15 protein-coding genes and 3 pseudogenes are annotated in these 18,317 nt (G+C 73.9%); 12 read left to right on the forward strand and 6 right to left on the reverse strand.

Annotated features, from left to right (window positions below; translation table 11 throughout):
* Nucleotides 1-609: UbiA family prenyltransferase (locus tag B0E53_RS18385; RefSeq protein WP_107077196.1), on the reverse strand; the 609-nt coding region annotated here is incomplete at its 3' end.
* A 45-nt stretch (nt 610-654) separates the two neighbouring features.
* On the opposite strand from B0E53_RS18385, the gene B0E53_RS18390 reads away from it, so the two are divergent.
* The 3 genes and pseudogenes from B0E53_RS18390 to B0E53_RS38705 all read left to right on the forward strand — a co-directional run.
* Complete coding sequence (locus B0E53_RS18390; RefSeq protein ID WP_107077197.1) at nt 655-1,413, forward strand: methyltransferase domain-containing protein; 759 nt, start codon at nt 655-657, stop codon at nt 1,411-1,413.
* Nucleotides 1,414-1,455: 42 nt separating this feature from the next.
* Nucleotides 1,456-2,352, forward strand: a pseudogene (locus tag B0E53_RS18395) (acyl-CoA dehydrogenase family protein); the annotation flags it as partial.
* Nucleotides 2,332-2,703, forward strand: a pseudogene (locus tag B0E53_RS38705) (helix-turn-helix domain-containing protein); the annotation flags it as partial. The pseudogenes B0E53_RS18395 and B0E53_RS38705, both read left to right, overlap by 21 nt.
* Before the next feature lie 49 nt (nt 2,704-2,752).
* Here the strand turns inward: B0E53_RS38705 and B0E53_RS18400 are convergent.
* Nucleotides 2,753-4,102, reverse strand: a complete 1,350-nt coding sequence (locus B0E53_RS18400) for a hypothetical protein (RefSeq protein ID WP_107077199.1) — start codon at nt 4,100-4,102, stop codon at nt 2,753-2,755.
* An 89-nt stretch (nt 4,103-4,191) separates the two neighbouring features.
* Here B0E53_RS18400 and murD point away from each other — a divergent pair, with 89 nt between their 5' ends.
* Entirely contained in the window at nt 4,192-5,538 is a 1,347-nt protein-coding gene (gene murD, locus B0E53_RS18405; protein WP_107077200.1) for a UDP-N-acetylmuramoyl-L-alanine--D-glutamate ligase, read from the forward strand.
* Between the two features lie 54 nt (nt 5,539-5,592).
* On the opposite strand, the gene B0E53_RS18410 is transcribed toward murD, so the two are convergent.
* Complete coding sequence (locus tag B0E53_RS18410) at nt 5,593-6,570, reverse strand: hypothetical protein (protein WP_246835464.1); 978 nt, start codon at nt 6,568-6,570, stop codon at nt 5,593-5,595.
* Between the two features lie 103 nt (nt 6,571-6,673).
* Here B0E53_RS18410 and B0E53_RS18415 point away from each other — a divergent pair, with 103 nt between their 5' ends.
* Nucleotides 6,674-7,531, forward strand: coding sequence for a hypothetical protein (locus B0E53_RS18415; protein ID WP_146167701.1), 858 nt, complete (start codon nt 6,674-6,676; stop codon nt 7,529-7,531).
* Between the two features lie 6 nt (nt 7,532-7,537).
* Nucleotides 7,538-8,341, forward strand: a complete 804-nt coding sequence (locus tag B0E53_RS18420) for a hypothetical protein (protein ID WP_107077203.1) — start codon at nt 7,538-7,540, stop codon at nt 8,339-8,341.
* A gap of 19 nt (nt 8,342-8,360) precedes the next feature.
* On the opposite strand, the gene B0E53_RS18425 is transcribed toward B0E53_RS18420, so the two are convergent.
* Nucleotides 8,361-9,260, reverse strand: a complete 900-nt coding sequence (locus B0E53_RS18425) for a glutamate cyclase domain-containing protein (protein ID WP_107077204.1) — start codon at nt 9,258-9,260, stop codon at nt 8,361-8,363.
* 245 nt (nt 9,261-9,505) lie between these two features.
* Between B0E53_RS18425 and B0E53_RS18430 the strand changes: the two genes are divergently transcribed.
* Entirely contained in the window at nt 9,506-10,813 is a 1,308-nt protein-coding gene (locus B0E53_RS18430) for an aspartate aminotransferase family protein (RefSeq protein WP_107077205.1), read from the forward strand.
* 56 nt (nt 10,814-10,869) lie between these two features.
* Nucleotides 10,870-12,360, forward strand: a complete 1,491-nt coding sequence (locus B0E53_RS18435; protein WP_107077206.1) for a CoA-acylating methylmalonate-semialdehyde dehydrogenase — start codon at nt 10,870-10,872, stop codon at nt 12,358-12,360.
* On the opposite strand, the gene B0E53_RS18440 is transcribed toward B0E53_RS18435, so the two are convergent.
* On the reverse strand, nt 12,332-13,735 hold the full coding sequence (locus B0E53_RS18440; RefSeq protein ID WP_107077207.1) for an acyltransferase: 1,404 nt from the start codon (nt 13,733-13,735) through the stop codon (nt 12,332-12,334). The two genes, B0E53_RS18435 and B0E53_RS18440, sit on opposite strands and share 29 nt — an antisense overlap.
* 210 nt (nt 13,736-13,945) lie before the next feature.
* Here B0E53_RS18440 and ngcE point away from each other — a divergent pair, with 210 nt between their 5' ends.
* The 4 genes from ngcE to B0E53_RS18460 all read left to right on the forward strand — a co-directional run bounded on the left by ngcE (nt 13,946) and on the right by B0E53_RS18460 (nt 17,868).
* Nucleotides 13,946-15,364, forward strand: coding sequence for an N-acetylglucosamine/diacetylchitobiose ABC transporter substrate-binding protein (gene ngcE / locus B0E53_RS18445; protein ID WP_107077208.1), 1,419 nt, complete (start codon nt 13,946-13,948; stop codon nt 15,362-15,364).
* A gap of 61 nt (nt 15,365-15,425) precedes the next feature.
* Nucleotides 15,426-16,334, forward strand: coding sequence for a sugar ABC transporter permease (locus B0E53_RS18450; RefSeq protein ID WP_107077209.1), 909 nt, complete (start codon nt 15,426-15,428; stop codon nt 16,332-16,334).
* Nucleotides 16,331-17,236: a carbohydrate ABC transporter permease gene (locus B0E53_RS18455; protein ID WP_107077210.1), complete on the forward strand. Its 906-nt coding sequence runs from the start codon at nt 16,331-16,333 to the stop codon at nt 17,234-17,236. The genes B0E53_RS18450 and B0E53_RS18455 overlap by 4 nt, the downstream gene beginning before the upstream one ends.
* A 110-nt stretch (nt 17,237-17,346) precedes the next feature.
* A complete protein-coding gene (locus B0E53_RS18460) occupies nt 17,347-17,868 on the forward strand; it encodes a hypothetical protein (RefSeq protein ID WP_107077211.1) in 522 nt (173 codons plus the stop codon).
* A 326-nt stretch (nt 17,869-18,194) separates the two neighbouring features.
* On the opposite strand, the pseudogene B0E53_RS40405 reads toward B0E53_RS18460, so the two are convergent.
* A pseudogene (locus B0E53_RS40405) lies at nt 18,195-18,317 on the reverse strand (ATPase); the annotation flags it as partial.

Raw genomic sequence — 18,317 nt, forward strand, 5'->3', positions numbered from 1 at the left:
GGCGGCCCCCCGGCTGCCCACCGGCCCCAGCCGGTGGGGCAGCCCGCGCACCCCGGTCCGCGCGTCGTCGGCCAGGTCGGGCAGCACGTTGGCGAAGTGCGCCCCGGCGCCCAGCAGCGCGGCGGCCGCGACCAGCCAGACCGGGGGCGCGGGTGCGCCCGGCAGGGCCAGCACCACGAAGGCGGGCAGCGCGCCGAACGAGACCGCGTAGGGCAGCACCGAGACCGGGGTCGACTTCAGCGGCCAGTTGTAGAGCAGTGCCGAGACCAGGCCGAGGGTGGCGCAGAGCGCCGCCATCGGGCCGGTGGCCAGCGCCAGCAGCGGAGTGGCGACGGCGGCCGGCACGGTGGCGCGGGCCAGGGCCCGCCGGGAGACGGCGCCGGTGGCCACGGGTTTGTCGGTACGCCCCACCGTGGCGTCCCGGTCGGCGTCGATCAGGTCGTTGCTCCAGCCCACGGCGAGCTGGCTGGCCAGCACCGTGAGCGACACGGCCGCGATCCCGCCCGGACCGTGCCCGACCGCCCGGGCGAGCAGCCCGGCCACCACGGTGACCGCGGCGGCCGGTTCTGGGTGGCTCGCCCTGACCAGCCCTAACACCGACATCGACATAAGGGAAGTCTGGTCGTTACCGGGGAGTCGTGCCACGCTCGGTCCATGCGGAACGCGGCCCCGGTGTCCACCCCGCCCCGGGTGCTGCCGCCCAACGATCCCCGCCAGTACGACGACCTGGCCGGCGAGTGGTGGCGACCGGACGGCGCGTTCGCGATGCTGCACTGGCTGGCCCGGGCCCGCGCGGCCCTGGTGCCCCCGGCGTCCGAAAGGGACGACGACCTGCTGGTCGACCTCGGCTGCGGTGCCGGGCTGCTCGCCCCGCACCTGGCCGGCAAGGGCTACCGGCACGTCGGGGTGGACCTGACCCGCTCGGCCCTCGACCAGGCCGTCGAGCACGGCGTGACGGTGGTCCAGGGCGATGCCACCGAGGTTCCGCTCGCGGACGGCTGCGCCGCGGTGGTCTCCGCCGGTGAGCTGCTGGAACACGTGCCGGACTGGCGGCGCGCGGTGGCCGAGGCGTGCCGGCTGCTGCGGCCGGGCGGGCTGCTGGTGCTGGACACCCTCAACGACACCCCGCTGGCCCGGCTGGTCGCGGTGGAGCTCGGCGAGCGGCTGCCCACCGTGCCGCGCGGCATCCACGATCCACAGTTGTTCGTGGATGCTCGCGCGCTGGTGGCGGAATGCGCCCGGCACGGCGTGGCGCTGCGCCTGCGCGGCGTCCGACCCGAGCTGGGCGGCACACTGGCCTGGTTGCTGCGCCGGTGGCGCGGTGCCGGCCGTCCCACCCGGAGGGAGCCGCGCATCGTGCCGACCTGGTCGACCGCCGTGCTCTACCAGGGCAGCGGGCGCCGGAGCGGGTAGCGGGGGCCGCCCGGGGTAAAGGGACGCCGAGAAGGGGGCTAGATGACTGTGCACGCGCTGGAGGCGGCCCGCAGGTTGGCGCCGCGACTGGCCGCCCGCGCGGCCGACCACGACCGGGACGGCTCGTTCCCGGTCGACGACTTCGCCGACCTCCGGGAGGCCGGCCTGTTCGGGCTGATGGTGCCGCGCGAGCTGGGCGGCCTGGGGGCCACCTTCGCCGAGTACGCCGCGGTCGCCACCGAACTGGCCCGGGGCAACGGTGCGACCGCGCTGGTGTTCAACATGCACGCCTCGGTCACCGGCGCGTTGGGCGCGGTCACCGAGGAGCTGGCCGAGGCGCTCGGCGTACCGGAGGAGGCGCTGGCCGCCCGGGACCGCCTGCTCCGCGCGGCCGCCGAGGGCGCCTGGTACGCGGTGGCCATGAGCGAACGCGGCGCCGGCGCCCGGCTGTCCCAGCTCAGCACGGTCTACCAGCCGGTCGAGGGCGGCTGGCACCTCAAGGGCAGCAAGACCTTCTGCTCCGGCGCCGGCCACCCGGACGGCTACCTGGTGGCCGCCCGCAGCGCCACCGACCAGTCGGTGGTCTCGCAGTTCCTGGTCCCCGCGGGGGAGGGGCTCACGGTCGAGCCCACCTGGGACTCGCTGGGCATGCGCGCCACCTCCTCGCACGACCTGCACCTGGACGTGACCGTCCCCGCCGACCGGCTGCTCGGCGGGGTGGAGGGCCTGGCCCTGGTGGTCGCCCAGCTCATGCCGCACTGGCTGGTGGCCAGCTACGCGGCGGTCTACGTCGGGGTGGCCCGGGCCGCGATCGACGCCGCGGCCGAGCACCTGAACGCGCGCAACCTGGCCGGCCTGCCGGCGGTACGGGCCCGGCTGGGCCGGGCGGACGCGGCCGTGGCGGCGGCCGAATTGGTGGTCGCCGAGGCGGCCCGCCGGGACCGCCGGGACCTGCCCTACTTCCGGCTGCCCCACGTCGGGCTGGCGGGCCTACTGCACCTGCTCCGGGACGAGCCGCGGTTGCAGACCTTCGTCGAGCGGGAGCTGGGCGGGCTGCTGGCGTACGACGCCCAGCACCCCCGGGAGCAGTTGCTCGGCACCCTCCGCGCGTACCTGGAGCAGGGCCGGAACAAGTCCGCGGCGGCCGCCGCCGCGCACCTCTCCCGGCCGGCCTTCTACGAGCGGCTGGCCCGCATCGGCCGAATCCTCGACGTCGACCTCGACTCCGTGGAGCAGTGCCTCTCCCTCCACGTGGCCCTGCTGGCCCTCGACGCCGTCCGCACCCCCTGACCCCACCCGCCCCTGCGTCCCCGCCAGCGGGGCGGGCCCGGGTGGGGGGTCAGGTGAGGGCTGTCAGGGCCTTGGCGTAGGGGGCGGGGACGTGGGTGGGGCCGCCGGGGGTGAAGACGTCTGAGGTGGCGGCGGCCGACCAGGCCGTGGGGGGGACCGCGTCGACCAGGGCGCGGACCACCGGGGCGTCGCGCCACTGCTCCTGCTCGGCGAGCAGGCTCAGCGCGACCACGGACTCCTCCACCTCGCCGACGCACTCGAACGGCTTGTGCCCGTCCACCCCGAGCAGCTCCCGGTAGCCGGGAATCTGGGACTCGTCGGCCAGCAGGTCGCCGCCGAAGATGGTGGTGATCCGCTCCCGGGACATGAACGGGGCCATGGCCAGGAAGACGAACCGGCACTTCGGGCAGTCGCGGCACCAGCGCTCGCTCGCGTCGCGCAGCTTGAACGCGGCGTTGCAGCTCGTCACCACGGCGTCGTAGCGGTCGGTCTCGGCGAAGAGCCGGGCGATGTGCAGCTCGGACAGCGACCGCAGCAGCGAGAAGTACGGCTCGGTGAGGCCGGCGTGCTCGGCCAGCGCCGCCCGCAGCAGCCCCTCGGCCTCGACACCCTTGGACCACTGGTGGTTGATCTCGTGGCCCTGCCAGACCAGGTTCGGGTCGGACGCCGAGCGCTCGTTGGACATCACCACCGGCCCGAGCCCGTGCAGCACGGCCGTGGCGACCGCGATCAGCGAGTTGATCGCAGTGACCGGGATGTGCCCGTTCAGGGCGCCGGCCGCGTTGAGGTCGAACAGCACCGGGTCGATCCGCCGCCGGGCGGCGAGCGGCACCAGGTCGGACGCCTCGTTGACCGAGACGATGACGTGGTTCGGGTTGACCGAGAAGGGCACCGGGTCGAAGCCGGCCCGGCGCAGCGCCTCCAGCGTGACGATGGAGTCCTTGCCGCCGCCGACGGCCGACAGCGGCCGGCGGTCCGAGTCGTCGTGGACCCGGGGCGGGGTGACCTCGCCGGCCGGTACCTCCGGGCGCAGCTCCAGCACGTGCGGGAGCTGGTTGCGGTACGCGTACTCGGCGAGGCCCTTGGTGTAGACGGCGGTCACGAGGTCGGCGGCGGCCGCGCCCAGCGGCGCCGGCAGCACCAGCCGGGGCGGCGCGGCGGCCTTGTAGTAGCTGACCCCGGCGACCACGTGCAGCAGTTCGAGGACCCGGGCGAGGGTGGCCGCGGTCTCGTCGGACACCGGCTCCGCCGGCAGGGGAAGGGTGACCGCCTCGGTGAACCGCTGCTCGCCGTCGGGGCCGGTCAGGGCGTAGTCGAACAACACCTCGCCGGTGGCGAAGTCGATCGAGTAGGACGGGAAGGTGAAGGCGTCCATCCGCCGCAGCTGCTCGTTGGGCACACGCCATAATAGGCCCTGGTTCGTCCGGCCGTGTCCGGCTGTGCCGGGCCGCACCCGCCGACCCGCGATCCGACCCCCGAGGAGAGCTTGTGCGCCTGTCTGATCTGCGCGGACGTCATGTCGCCGTCTGGGGCGCCGGCCGGGAGGGCCGGGCCGCGGTGACCGCGATCGCCGCGCACGGTCCCGCCGACCTGGTGGCCGTCGACGACAGCGCGAACTTCCTCACCCTGCCGTGGGAGGGCCCGCTCGCCGCGGCCGCGCCGCTGGTGACCGGGGAGGACGGCTTCGCCCGGCTGGCCGCCGCCGACGTGGTGGTCCGCTCGCCCGGGGTGCCGAACACGCACCCGTGGATGGTGGAGCTGCGCCGCCGGGCCGTCCCGGTCACCCAGGGCAGCGCGCTCTGGATGGCCGACCACGCGGACCGTACCGTCGGGGTGACCGGCAGCAAGGGCAAGAGCACCACCTCCAGCCTGATCAGCCACCTGCTCACCGCGATGGACCGGCCGAACGTCTTCGGCGGCAACATCGGCGTGCCGCTGCTCGACCTGCCCGAGGCGGGGCTGTACGTGCTGGAACTCTCCAGCTACCAGTGCGCCGACCTGACCGACTCGCCGCGGGTGGCCGTGGTGACCGCGCTCTTCCCCGAGCACCTCGACGCGCACGGCGGCGAACGGGAGTACTACCGGGACAAGCTCAACCTGCTGGCGCACGGCCCCCACACCGTGGTGGTCAACGGCGCCGACCCGCGGCTGGCGCTCGAACTGGGGGACCGGGCCGCGGTCCGGGCCGGCTCGCCGGACACCACCCACGTGGCCACCGGCCCGGACGGCACCCCCTGGTTCCACCTGCGGGACAGCCCGCTCTTCCCGCGCGCCGTGCTGCCCCTGGTCGGCCGGCACAACGAGGGCAACCTCTGCGTCGCGCTGGCGGTGCTCGACGCCCTCGGCGTCGACGTGGTGGCGGGCAAGGACAGCCTGGCCATCGCGGTGGCCGGGTTCCAGGGCCTCGCCCACCGGCTCACCGAGATCGCCGACCCGTCCGGGCTCACCTTCGTCGACGACACCCTGGCCACCAGCCCGTACGCGGCCATGCACGCGATCGACGCGTACGAGGGGCGGTCGTTGACGGTGATCGTCGGCGGGACGGATCGGGGGCTGGACTACACCCCGCTCCGCGACCACCTGGCCGAGCGCGAGATCACCGTGATCGGCATCCCGGACAGCGGCCCCCGGATCGTCGAAGCGCTGGCGGGGCTGCCGGCGGTGCGGACCGAACTCGCCGAGGACCTGGCCGCCGCCGTGGGGCTGGCCCGCAAGCTCACCCCGGCCGGCGGGGTGGTGCTGCTCTCCCCGGCCGCGCCGAGCTACGGCCGGTTCCGCAACTTCGAGCACCGCTCCGAGGTCTTCGCGCAGGCGGTCGCCGACACCGCCCGCTGAGTCGGGCCGGTCGGCAGTGGTCGGCGCCGAGTCCGCCGGACCGCCGTGCACCGGTCAGCCGGCCGCCAGCACCGCGTGCAGGCCGCGCATCGAGCGGACCGCCGAGCGGATCTCCTGGAGGTAGCGCCCCGCGGTGAGGGTGGGCTCCGGCACCCTGACCGGCATGGCCAGCGCCGGGTCCACCCCGACCGTGTCGATCCCGCAGCCGAACGGCACGGCGAGCGTACGCAGCGCGTCGCAGTGCTGGAACGGCACGTAGATCGGGGCGGTCACCATCAGCACCGGATCACCCTCGCGCAGCCGGACGCGCCCGGCCCAGAACCGCTGGGTGTCGGCGGTGTGCGCCCGGCGGCGGTCCGGCTCGCCGGACGGGGCGGCGAGCACCCGGACCGGGGGCAGCCCGGCGGGCCGGTAGGTGCGCGAGGACCAGGCCCGGTGCGGGTGGTCGGCGGTCTCGCCGATCTCCTCGCTCGGCGCGTCCACCCCGAACGCCACGCGCACCCCGGCGTCCAGGGCGTCCACCTCGGTGGCGCAGCCGTGCACCCCGAGGGCGGCGAGCAGCCGCGACTCGACCGGGGAGAGGGCCCGGAAGCTGCCCAGCACCGCCACCTCGCCGTCGACCCCGGTCACCATCCGGGCCAGGTGCGCGGCGTACGCGGTGCGCCGCAGGCAGGCGTGCGCCAGGCCGCCGAGGACCAGCAGGTGCGCGTAGCGGGGCAGGGCGGGCGGGGCGGCCCGGACCAGGCCCAGCGCCGTCGCCGCGTCGAGCACCAGCCCGACCGTGGCCGGGTCGAACGCCGGCTCCCGGGCGTCGGGGCGTTCCCGCCCGCCGCGGAAGTCCCAGTGCCGGGCGGAGAAGTCGTCCAGGCCGGCCAGCACCGCGCTCAGGTCGCCGGCCGGCCAGTCGCCGCCGAAGTGCCCGACCAGGGCCCGCATCGGCGGCGAGTCCACCCACGCCCGTACCCCCGCCGCGAGTTCCGCCCGGGTCGTCCCCACCGCGCCGGCCGGCAGCGCCACCTCCGTCGTCCGCACCCGGCGGATGCTACCGGCGGTGGGCGGGCGCCGACCGACCGTTGTGGATCGTGGCTACCCTGAGCGCACGAGTGACCGGGGGTGGGCGATGGCGGGTGAGGCGATGCGGCGACGGGCGCGCGGCCGGACCGGCTCGGCGGAGAACCTGGTGCGGCTGGTCGCACACACCGACCCGGTGGCCCTGGTCGGCATCAGCCTCTCCATCCTGCTGTCCGTGACGCTCGACCTGACCAACGCGGCCACCGGGGTCGAGTCGCTGCTGGCCGGGCTGATGGGCATCACCATCTCGCTGGTGCTCGACTCGCTGGCCCGGTCCGAGCGCCGGTTCCACCTGCGGACGCTGCTGGACGGGCCGCCCTGGCTGGTCCGCGCGACCCCGCACGTCGCCGGCGCGCTGCGCGAGGCGGCCGAGCGGCACGCCGGGACCCGGGTGGCGGCCGAGGCGCAGCGCCGCTTCGAGGAGTTCCGCCGGGAGGCGGAGCAGCTCGCCGCGGGCCGGATCATCCGGCCCGGGGACGACGACGAGGACCTGATCGGCGCGACCCGGGACTGCACCCGGGAGCTGCTCGGGCTGACCAACGTGATGCCCCGGGTCAGCGGCGAGCTGAGCTGGTGGCGCGGGGACGTCGGCCGGCGCTACTGGGAGGCGAACCTGGCCGCCCTGGCCCGGGGCGTCCGGGTCACCCGGGTCTTCACCTACGCCACCCTCAGCCCCGAGCTGTCCGAGCTGGTGGAGACGCAACGGCGGGCCGGCGTGCGGGTCGGCCTGCTGCCGCTCGGCGCGGTCAGCCCGCACCTGCACATCAACCTGGCGGTCTGGGACGGGTCGAGCTGCTGGGAGGCGAAGATGACCGCGCACGGCGAGATCAGCGAGAACGAGTTCTCGGTCCATCCCGCCGACGTGGAGCGGCTGACCCGGGCCTTCCGGCTCTGCGCCGACATCGCCACCTTCCAGGACTGAAACGTCATGACGTGGGGCGCGGTGCTGCTGGTGACCGCCGTGGTCTGGGCGGTCAGCGTGATCCGCTCGGTCCGGGTGCGCGCCTTCGTCTACAGCCTGCCGCTGCCGATGACCCTCGCCCTGCTCACCACCGGTCATCGGGTGGACGGGCCGCAGCTGCTCGGGGTGGTCGGCCTCAACCTCTTCTTCGTCACGGTGGCGGTCACCCACCGCCGGCTGCGCTGGCCGATCCTCCTGGCCGACCTGGCCGGTGTCGCGGTCTACGTGGCGCTCAGCGCCGGGGTGCTGGCGGCGCCGGTGCCGTTCGAGGTGGCACTGGCCGGCACCGTGGCGCTCTGGGCGCTGACCATGGTGCTGCTGCGCCGCCGGGCCGCCGCCGCGCCGCCCCCGGAGCCGGCGGACGCCCGGCGGGACGGTCTCGCGGCGCCGGTCAAGCTGGTGGTCATCTTCGTCGGCGCGCTGCTCACCGGGCTGCTCGGCGAGCTGCTGCGCGGCATGGTGGTCACCTTCCCATACTCCGGGGTGCTGGTCGCCGTCGAGGCGCGCCGCCAGCTCGCCGAGTTCAGCCGGCACTTCGCCCGCAACAGCCTGGCCCTGATCGGCTTCCTCGCCGGCCACCACTACCTCCAGGACACCTCACCGGCCCTCGCCCTGGCCGGCGGCTGGGCCGCCTTCGCGCTGGTCTCCGCCGCCCTGCACCTGCCCCGCCGCCGTCCCGCCCGGCCGGCCGCGCATCCCGGTCCGGAGCGCGCCGCGCCGCGTCCTGGCGGCCGGCCGCTGCCCGGCCCCGAGCGCTCCGCGGCCACCTGACCGACCGGTCCGCCGTGGTTCAGGCCGCGGCCGTCACCAGCTCCGCGATCCGCGCCAGGGGCTCGGCGTACGCGGGCCAGTCAAGGCCGTCCACGCTGGGCGTCGACCGTCGGCGTACGCCGTCCACGGCGCCGGCCCCCGCGACGATCGCGGTCAGCACCTCGGCGGACCACTCGGGGCGGAGCAGGTCGCGCAGGGCGGGCACCTCGGGGCGCAGCACCGCGAGCGCGCCGACCAGCGCGGCGGCGGCCCAGTTGGAGGTGCCGCCGACCAGCAGCGTCTCGCAGCCGACCACACAGCGGACCAGCTCGCCCCGGTCGACCACGCGGGCCACCAGCTCGGCCGGCAGCAGGCCCATGCCCAGCTCGTTGCCGCCGTCGCCGATCCCGATCCGGAAGGCGGGCCCGGCCGTGAAGAGCCGGTCGAGCGGGGCGCTGTGGGCGCCGATGTCCTCGCCGCGCATGGTGCGGGGCCGGCCGTCGACGCCCGGGCCGACCCGTTCGCAGGCGATCACGTGCGACAGGCGCGCGTACCGGGGCAGCATGGTCGCGGCCCACTCGTCGTACCCCCGCAGTGGCGCCACGTCGAGCGGGACGCCGGGGGCGCCGGCGGTGATCGCGGCCTCGACCACCGGCGCGCAGGGCGCGTCGGTGACCAGTCGGGCCTGCCCGCCGAACGCGCGCAGCGCGGCGGCGAGCTGCACGGCGCCGATCGGGCCGTCGGTCTCGGCGGCGGGCGGGTCGGCGCAGGAGATGAAGAACCCGGTCAGCACGGCGGCGTCCGGCGGGGGTCGGCCGGCGAGCGACCGGGCGGCGGTGAGCAGCCCTCCGGCCGTCGGTACGGCGAGCGCCTCGCTGCCCCGGCCCACCTCGCGGGCGGCGATCCGGGCCAGCTCGGCGACGGCTTCCTCGACCCGCATGACGCTCCCTCGGCCAGCGACGGGCCCAGGGTAGGCACCCCGGTCCACTGCTGCGGATCGAGTGGTCGGGTCGCCCGGTGGCCAGCGGAACGGTCGGCGTTGGCCGGGTTCCGCTCCGGAAATCGCAGCGGGCTGGTTGACGCGCTGTCAGGTGGGTGGCCTCGCTGCGCTACACAGTGACAGTTGTCCCTGCCTCCGGGTGGTGAGAGCGTGCGGGGGACCAACCGCCGCTGAAGGGTGCGCCGATGACCTCCGACGACCTGCTGGCCCGGCACCGGGCCGTGCTCCCGTCCTGGATGCCGCTCTACTACGCCGAACCGCTGGAACTGGTCGCCGGCTCCGGCCGCCGGGTGACCGACGCGGCCGGACGCAGCTACCTGGACTTCTTCGGCGGCGTGCTGACCAACATGATCGGCTACGACATCCCGGAGATCCGCGAGGCGGTCGAACGGCAGCTGCGCACCGGCATCGTGCACAGCTCGACGCTCTACCTGATCCGGCAGCAGGTCGAGCTGGCCGAGAAGATCGCCCGGGTCTCCGGCATCCCGGACGCCCGGGTCTTCTTCACCAACTCCGGCACCGAGGCCAACGAGGCGGCCCTGCTCGTGGCCACCAACTACCGCCGCTCGCACCAGATCCTCGCGGTGCGCAACAGCTACCACGGCCGGTCGTACGCGGCCATGGGCGTCACCGGCAACCGGGGCTGGTCGGCCAGCGCCCTCAATCCGCTCCAGGTGGCCTGGCTGCACTCCGGCGAGCGGCTGCGCGGCCTGCTGGCCCGGCTCGACGAGGGCGACCGGATCGACGCCGCCGTGGAGGACCTGCACGAGGTGCTCGCCACCCAGACCGCCGGCGACGTGGCCTGCCTGATCGCCGAGCCGATCCAGGGCGTCGGCGGCTTCGTGCACGGCCCGGACGGGCTCTTCGCCGCCTGGAAGAAGGTGCTCGACGAGCACGGCATCCTGCTCGTCTCCGACGAGGTGCAGACCGGCTGGGGCCGCACGGGCGAGCACTTCTGGGGCTACCAGGCGCACGGGATCACCCCGGACCTGCTCACCTTCGCCAAGGGCATCGGCAACGGCTTCGCCCTGGCCGGCGTGGTCGGCCGGGCCGACGTGCTGGAGTCGGTGCCGGCGATCAGCTTCTCCACCTTCGGCGGTAACCCGGTCTCCACGGCGGCCGGCAGCGCGGTCCTCGACTACCTGCTCGACCACGACCTCCAGGCCAACGCGGCGCGGGTGGGCGCGATCCTCGGCGACGGCCTGCGGGCCGCCACCGCCGACCTCGACCGCGTCGCCGAGGTCCGCGGCAAGGGCCTCATGCTCGGCGTCGAGTTCGTCCGCCCGGGCACCAGCGAACCGGATCCGTCGCTCACCACCCGGGTCTTCGAGGCCTGCCGGGAGGGCGGCCTGCTGGTCGGCAAGGGCGGCCTGCACGGCAACGTGGTACGGATGGGGCCGCCGCTGACCCTCACCGAGGACGAGGCCCGCGAGGGCCTGGCCATCCTGGTCGGGGCCATCCGCTCCTCGATCGCGGCGGAGGCGGCCCGGTGAGCGCGAGGAGTGAGCCGGTTCCGCGAGCCCCGCAGTCGCGAACGAGAGGTGACTCAGTGACCACCATCGGGCATTTCGTCGACGGGAAGCGGGTCGGCGGGGACTCCGAGCGGCGCGGGGATGTCTTCGACCCGGCCACCGGGCGACGTACCGGGCAGGTGGCGCTGGCCTCCGCCGCCGACGTGGCGGGCGCGGTCGAGGCCGCCGAGCGGGCCGCCCGGGCGTGGCGGGACGCCTCGCTGGCCAAGCGGACCGCGGTCCTGTTCGCCTTCCGCGAGCTGGTCAACGCCCGGCGGGACCGGCTCGCCGAGGTGATCACCGCCGAGCACGGCAAGGTGCTCGCGGACGCCGCCGGCGAGGTGCAGCGCGGCCTGGAGGTGATCGAGTACGCCTGCGGCATCCCCTCGGCGCTGCGCGGCGGCTTCAGCGAGAACGTCTCCACCGAGGTCGACTCGTACAGCCTGCGGCAGCCGCTGGGCGTGGTGGCGGTGATCTCCCCGTTCAACTTCCCGGTGATGGTGCCGCTCTGGTTCGTGCCGGTCGCCGTCGCCTGCGGCAACGCCGTGGTGCTCAAGCCGAGCGAGAAGGACCCGAGCGCGGCGCTGCTGCTGGCCGAGTGGTTCACCGAGGCCGGGCTGCCGGACGGCGTGCTGAACGTGGTCAACGGCGACAAGGAGGCGGTCGACGCGCTGCTCGACCACCCCGGCGTCAAGGCGGTGTCGTTCGTCGGCTCGACCCCGGTGGCCCGGTACGTGCACCAGCGCGGCTCGCTGGCCGGCAAGCGGGTGCAGGCGCTGGGCGGGGCGAAGAACCACATGGTGGTGCTCCCCGACGCCGACCTGGACCTGGCCGCCGACGCGGCGGTCAACGCCGGCTTCGGCTCGGCGGGGGAGCGGTGCATGGCGATCTCCGCCCTGGTCGCGGTGGAGCCGGTGGCCGACGCCCTGGTCGGCCGGATCGCCGAGCGGATGGGCCGGCTGCGCACCGGGGACGGCCGGCGCGGCTGCGACATGGGCCCGCTGGTCACCGCCGCGCACGCCGAGCGGGTCCGCTCGTACGTGGAGTCCGGCATCGCGGCCGGCGCGGTGCCGGTGGTGGACGGGCGCGAGGTGACCCCGGACGGCGACGCCGACGGGTTCTGGCTCGGCCCGACCCTCTTCGACCACGTCACCCCGGAGATGTCGATCTACACCGACGAGATCTTCGGCCCGGTGCTCAGCGTGGTCCGCGTCGGCTCGTACGACGAGGCGGTCGAGCTGGTCAACGCCAACCCGTACGGCAACGGCACGGCGATCTTCACCAACGACGGCGGGGCGGCCCGGCGCTACCAGCACGAGGTGGAGGTCGGCATGGTCGGCGTCAACGTGCCCATCCCGGTGCCGATGGCCTACTACTCGTTCGGCGGCTGGAAGGCCTCCCTCTTCGGCGACCTGCACGCGCACGGCGCCGACGGGATCGCCTTCTTCACCCGGGGCAAGGTGGTCACCAGCCGCTGGCTCGACCCGCGCCACGGTGGGGTCAACCTCGGCTTCCCCACCCAGACCTGAGCAGCCGCAGCACCCCCGCCCCGGCCAGGTACGACACCAGCGCCGGGGCGGGCAGCCCCAGCGGCTCGGGCGCGGTCTTGCGGGCGAGGCTGTTCAGCAGCAGCCCGGCGACGAGTCCGGCGTACCCGAGGGCGGCCAGCGTGGTGCGGAGCCGGCGGGCGCCCTCGCGCGCCGGACCGGTGTCGGGCGGGCGGCGGGTGCGGGCCTCGATCGGGCCGAAGACGGCGACCAGCGCGGCCAGCACCACGGCGAGGGCGAGCAGCCAGGGGATCCGCCAGGCGTACCAGGCCGCCGTGCCGACCGGGGGAGTGGGCAGCACACCGAGCGCGTCCAGCAGCCCGACCAGCAGCACCGCCGCGGTCAGATGCCAGAGGAAGACGGTGAGCACCACGGCGTTCACCGCGATCACCGCCTGCCACGGGCGGGGGCGTCGCAGCCAGCGCTGCGCGGGCTCGCGCAGCAGCAGGATCAGGCCGAGCTGCGCGGTGGCCGCGGCGAGCAGCGCCAGGCTCGGCGGGGCCGCGTTGTCCAGCCGCTCGCCGGGCACGTTGAGCAGCACCACCGGGTACGGCCCGACGACGGTGAGCAGCACCAGCGCGGCCAGCCCGCCGCCGAGCAGGGCCGCTCCGGCCCGGCGGGAGAGCGGCAGCCGGCGCCGGCGCAGACCGCGTGGCCCGGCGTCGACCGGTCCGGCCGGCTGGCCCTGGGGCCGCCCGGCCGGGGTGCGGGTGTCGTACCAGGCGAAGCCGAGCTGGTGCACGGCCAGCCAGCCGAACAGGTAGTTGCCGGTGGCCAGCCCGGCCGGGCCGAGCAGCCGGCCCAGGTCGCCGAGCGCGACCAGGGCGACCAGCACCAGCGGCACGGCGAGCCCGAAGCGGCGGTGCAGCGCGTACATCGGTGGGGTCAGCGGCACCACCACGAGGTAGGCCACCAGGAACCAGAGCGGGATGGTGGCGAACCAGACCACCGTGCGGACCTGTGCGGGGTCGGCGCCGCGCAGCGTAGCCACGGCGGCGCCGGCCGCGAGCACCACCAGCAGCGCGGTGGTCGGCCGGACCAGCCGGGCGCTGCGGTCGACCAGCCAGCCGGTGGCGGTCCCTCCCCGGCCCCGGCGGGCGGCCAGCGAGGCGGCGTTGGCGTAGCCGCCGACCAGGAAGAACACCGGCATCACCTGGGCCACCCAGGTCAGCGGCCAGGCCCAGGGCAGGTCGCCGAGGGCGGAGTGGCCGGCGGGGTGACCGGCCCGGTCGTACCCGATGACCGTCACGCCCCAGTGGCCGAGCACGACCATGGTGATGGCGAGCGCCCGGAGCAGGTCGGCGTAGCGCTCCCGGGCGGCCGGCGTGCGCTCGGCGAGCTGCCGCAGGCGGCGCATGGGCCCAGGGTATGCCAGCCGGCGCCGGCCGGTACGGATAACGGTTCGGTCGTGAGGTCTTGTGGTCCGGGCCGCGCTGCCGTAGAAATTCTTCAGCAACATCAACTGAAGTGAAGACAAGCAACAGGTGAAGTCCCCAGAGCCTCGACGTCGCGGCCGCCGTTCCCCCAGACTCCGGCGGGCCGCGCGTACCCGAACCGAGGAGATGCGATGAACAGGCGTGAGATCCTCCGGCGCACCGCTACCGCCGGTCTGCTGGCCACCCCCGCCGCCGGCCTGCTCGCCGGCTGCGCCACCTCCGGAGGCGACGACGACAAGGGCGACTCCGGCGCCTACAAGGGCACCAAGAGCGAGCAGAACCCGCTCGGCGTCAAGGAGGACGCCCCGCTCGAGGTGGTGATCTTCAACGGCGGCTTCGGCGAGGAGTACGCCAAGGCCCACGAGGCCATGTACAAGGAGAAGTACCCGAAGGCGGAGATCAAGCACTCGGCCACCCAGGAGATCAGCAAGACCCTCCAGCCGCGCTTCGTCGACGGCACCCCGCCGGACGTGGTGAACAACTCCGGCGCCGGGCAGATCGACTTCAACGGCCTGGTCTCGCAGAACGCCCTGGCCGACCTCGGCGACCTGCTCGCCGCGCCCAGCCTCGACATCCCCGGCAAGACGGTCAAGGACACCCTGCTCCCCGGCGCCGTCGAGGTCGGCTCGTACGACGGCAAGTTCCTGGTCATGAACTACACCTACACGGTGTACGGCATCTGGCACTCCACCAAGCTCTTCGCCGACCGGGGCTGGCAGTACGCCAAGACCTGGGACGAGCACATCGCGCTCTGCAAGCAGATCAAGGCCGCCGGCATCGCCCCCTGGACGTACGCCGGGATTCACCCGCGCTACATGAGCTGGCCGCTGATCTCCACGGCGATCAAGCTCGGCGGGCCGTCGGTGGCGCTGGCCATCGACAACCTGGAGCCCAACGCCTGGAAGTCCGACTCCATGAAGGCCGCCGCGGACGCCTGGCACCAGATCGTCAAGGACAAGTACATCCTGGAGGGCTCGCCCGGCCTGGACCACAAGCAGTCGCAGACCGCCTGGTGCCAGGGCAAGGCCGCCTTCATCTCCTGCGGCTCCTGGCTGGAGAGCGAGCAGAAGGACGTCACCCCGGCCGGCTTCAACATGACCGTGGCGCCGACCCCGAGCCTGGGCAGCGGCGACAAGCTGCCGTTCGAGGCGGTGCGGGGCACCGCCGGCGAGCCGTTCATGGTCCCGGCCAAGGCCAAGAACGTGGCCGGCGGGCTGGAATACTTCCGGACCATGCTCTCCAAGAAGGGCGCCCAGGACTTCACCAAGAAGGTCGCCAGCCTCACCGTGGTGGCCGGCGCGACCGAGGGCGTCGAGCTGCCGTTCGGGCTGAACACGGTGGTCAAGGCGCTGGAGGCGTCCGGGTCCAACGGCTTCAACTGGGTCTACAACAACTACTACCGCAAGCTTGAGCGCAACCTGGTCGACGCCGCCTGCGGCGAGTTCTTCAGCGGCCGGATCGGGCCGGCCGAGTTCCTCGACCAGTGCCAGAAGGGCGCCGACTCGATCGCCCAGGACAGCTCGATCAAGAAGTACAAGCGCGCCGCGTGACGTGCCCCGGTGGGGGTGGGTCCGCCCACCCCCACCGGTCGAACCAGGGAGGGGTCGCCAGGTGCGACATGGCAGATACCCGCTGATCGTCAGCTTCCTGCTGCCGCCGCTGGTGCTGTACGGCGTCTTCGTGCTCTCGCCGTACCTTCAGGCCTTTCAGATCTCGACCACCGACTGGCTGGGCTACTCCGCGCAGGCCGACCCGGTGGGCATGGCGAACTTCCGCACCCTGCTGCACGACGGTTACGTCTGGAACGCGCTGACGAACAACGCGATCCTGCTCGCCGTGGTGCCGGTGCTGACCATCGCCCTCGGCCTGTTCTTCGCCACCATGCTCGCCATGGGCGGCCGCAAGGGCCGGGCCGGCGTGACCGGCGTCCGGGGCACGGCGTTCTACCGGCTGGTCTACTTCTTCCCGCAGGTGCTCTCGGTGGTGATCATCGCGCTGCTCTGGAAGGAGATCTACAACCCGCGCAGCGGCCTGCTCAACGGCGCGCTGCACGCGCTCGGCCTGCCCACCCCGGCCTGGCTGGGCGATCCCCGGTTCGCCTTCTGGTGCGTGCTTGCCGTGATGGTGTGGAGCAACGTCGGCTTCTACGTGGTGCTCTTCGGCGCGGCCATGCAGGCCATCCCGCGCGACATCTACGAGGCGGTGATGCTCGACGGGGCGTCCCGGGCGGTGATGCTGCGGAAGATCACCATCCCGCTGCTGTGGGACACCGTCCAGGTGGCCTGGATCTACCTGGCCATCGCCGCGCTGGACGGGTTCATCCTGGTCCAGCTCATGACCAACGGCGGCCCGAACTTCTCCACCGACGTGATCGGCATGCGCATGTACGACACCGCGTTCGGCAGCGAGACCAAGTTCGGCTACGCCTCGGCGATCGGCGTGGTGATGTTCTTCCTGACCCTGTCGGTGGCGGTGCTGGCGCTGCGGGCCGCACGGCGCGATCGGATCGAGTACTCATGACCAGTGTGGACTCCGGCACCCGGCCGGCCCGGGCCGCGCTCGCCGAGCCGACGACCGGCCGGCCGCCGCGCCGGGAACTGGGCGTGGCGAACGTCTTCTCGCACGGCTTCCTGCTGCTCTGGGGGGCGATGACCGTCCTGCCGCTGGCCTGGATGGTGCTCAGCTCGCTGAAGAGCAACGGCGACATCCTCGCCGACCCCTGGGGGCTGCCCGAGGCGCTGCACCTGGACAACTGGGCGCGGGCCTGGACCAAGGCGCACATCGGGCGCTACTTCCTCAACAGCGCCGTGGTGGTGGCCGGCTCGCTGACCCTGACCATGCTTCTGGGCGCCGCCGCCGCGTACGTCTTCGCGCGCTACGAGTTCCGCGGCCGGCAGGTGGTCTACTACCTGTTCGTCGGCGGGATGATGTTCCCGGTCTTCCTCGCCCTGGTGCCGCTGTTCTTCGTGGTCCGCAACGCCGGCCTCTTCGGCACCTGGACCGGCCTGATCCTGGTCTACACCGCCTACTCCCTGCCGTTCACGGTGTTCTTCCTGACCGCGTTCTTCCGCACCCTGCCGACCGCGATCGCCGAGGCGGCGCTGATCGACGGCTGCGGCCACTTCCGGCTCTTCTTCCGGGTGATGCTGCCGATGGCGCGTCCGGGACTGATCAGTGTCGGGATCTTCAACTTCCTCAGCCACTGGAACCAGTTCCTGCTGCCGCAGGTGCTCATGCAGGGCGACGAGTCCAAGTGGATGCTCGCCCAGGGGCTCAACGCGCTCGCCGTCAACCAGGGCTACGCCGGCGACTACGCGCAGCTCTTCGCCGGCCTGACCATCGCGGTGCTGCCGGTGCTGGTGGTCTACGTGACCTTCCAGCGGCAGATCCAGGCGGGCCTCACGGCCGGGCAGCTCAAGTGAGGTGCGCCGGCCGTGGGGTGAGGTGTTGGTTGCCACAGGCAACGGGGCAGCGGGACCGCTGAGGGCTCCTCTATCGTGGGCCGGCACCTTCACCGATTGACAGGGATCACATGTTCTTCCTCATCTACGACCTCCTGCTGCTGCTCGGCGGCATCGCTATGGTCGCCATCGGCATCGCCATCAAGGAGCAGGGCACCGGTGCCCGGATCCTCAACGTGGTCATCGGCCTGGCCTTCTTCGCCTACGGCTTCTACCTGATGTTCCTCTTCGAGGGCGGCTCCTACCGGATCTTCTTCTACGTCTTCATCCTGCCGATCCTGCTGATCGTGCGCGCGGTGAAGGCCCGCAAGGAGGCCCGCGAGCAGGCCGCAGCGCACCAGTTCGCCGGCGCGCCCCAGCCCGGCCAGTTCGCACCGTCCGCCACGGGCCAGCCGGCCCAGGCCTGGCCGGCGCCGCAGGGCCAGCCCGCCCCCTACGGCCAGGCGCCGCAGGGCCCCTACGGCCAGGCCCCGCAGCAGCCGGGCCACCCGGCGCCGCAGCCGCAGTACGGCCAGCCGGCCCCGCAGGGCCAGTACGGTCAGCCCCAGGGCCAGTACGGCCAGCCGCAGCAGCAGGGCTACCCGAACGCCTGAAGTCAGCACCCCGAAGCGGGCCGGTCGACGTCTTGTCGACCGGCCCGCTTTTGCTCGGGAGTGCGGTCCGGCGCACCGCTTCGGCGAGGCGGCGGGTGGGGCCGGCTGGCCGCCAGCTACGGCTCACTGAACGGCCATGACCGATTTCGACCACTGACTCGCCGGCCGTCCCGCGATCGGCGCCATCCGCCGGCCGGGTGGTGCGGTCGTGCAGGATTCGCAGATCTTGGCGACCTACCGTTGCCCGCGAACGACAACTCGCCAAGATCCGGCGAGCGCCCGAGCGAAGCGCTCGCCGGGGCCGGCGGAAGCGGCCGGGTGCCGCGTCAGGTCGGGGGGACCAGCAGGGCGTGCAGGGCCGCCGGGTCGGCGACCTCGGGCAGGTCGCGGGCGGCGAGCCAGGCCGCCGCGGCGGCCCCGTCGCCGGCGCTGCGCAGCGGGGCGTCCGG

Source organism: Micromonospora sp. MH33, from assembly GCF_003013775.1.
Lineage (GTDB): Bacteria > Actinomycetota > Actinomycetes > Mycobacteriales > Micromonosporaceae > Micromonospora > Micromonospora fulviviridis.

Coding starts and splice junctions, on each gene's coding strand:
- B0E53_RS18455 (WP_107077210.1), top strand. CDS start 16,331: ATGACCAGTGTGGACTCCGGCACCCGGCCGGCCCGGGCCGCGCTCGCC.
- B0E53_RS18390 (WP_107077197.1), top strand. CDS start 655: ATGCGGAACGCGGCCCCGGTGTCCACCCCGCCCCGGGTGCTGCCGCCC.
- B0E53_RS18415 (WP_146167701.1), top strand. CDS start 6,674: ATGCGGCGACGGGCGCGCGGCCGGACCGGCTCGGCGGAGAACCTGGTG.
- B0E53_RS18430 (WP_107077205.1), top strand. CDS start 9,506: ATGACCTCCGACGACCTGCTGGCCCGGCACCGGGCCGTGCTCCCGTCC.
- B0E53_RS18420 (WP_107077203.1), top strand. CDS start 7,538: ATGACGTGGGGCGCGGTGCTGCTGGTGACCGCCGTGGTCTGGGCGGTC.
- B0E53_RS18460 (WP_107077211.1), top strand. CDS start 17,347: ATGTTCTTCCTCATCTACGACCTCCTGCTGCTGCTCGGCGGCATCGCT.
- ngcE (WP_107077208.1), top strand. CDS start 13,946: ATGAACAGGCGTGAGATCCTCCGGCGCACCGCTACCGCCGGTCTGCTG.
- B0E53_RS18425 (WP_107077204.1), bottom strand. CDS start 9,260: ATGCGGGTCGAGGAAGCCGTCGCCGAGCTGGCCCGGATCGCCGCCCGC.
- B0E53_RS18440 (WP_107077207.1), bottom strand. CDS start 13,735: ATGCGCCGCCTGCGGCAGCTCGCCGAGCGCACGCCGGCCGCCCGGGAG.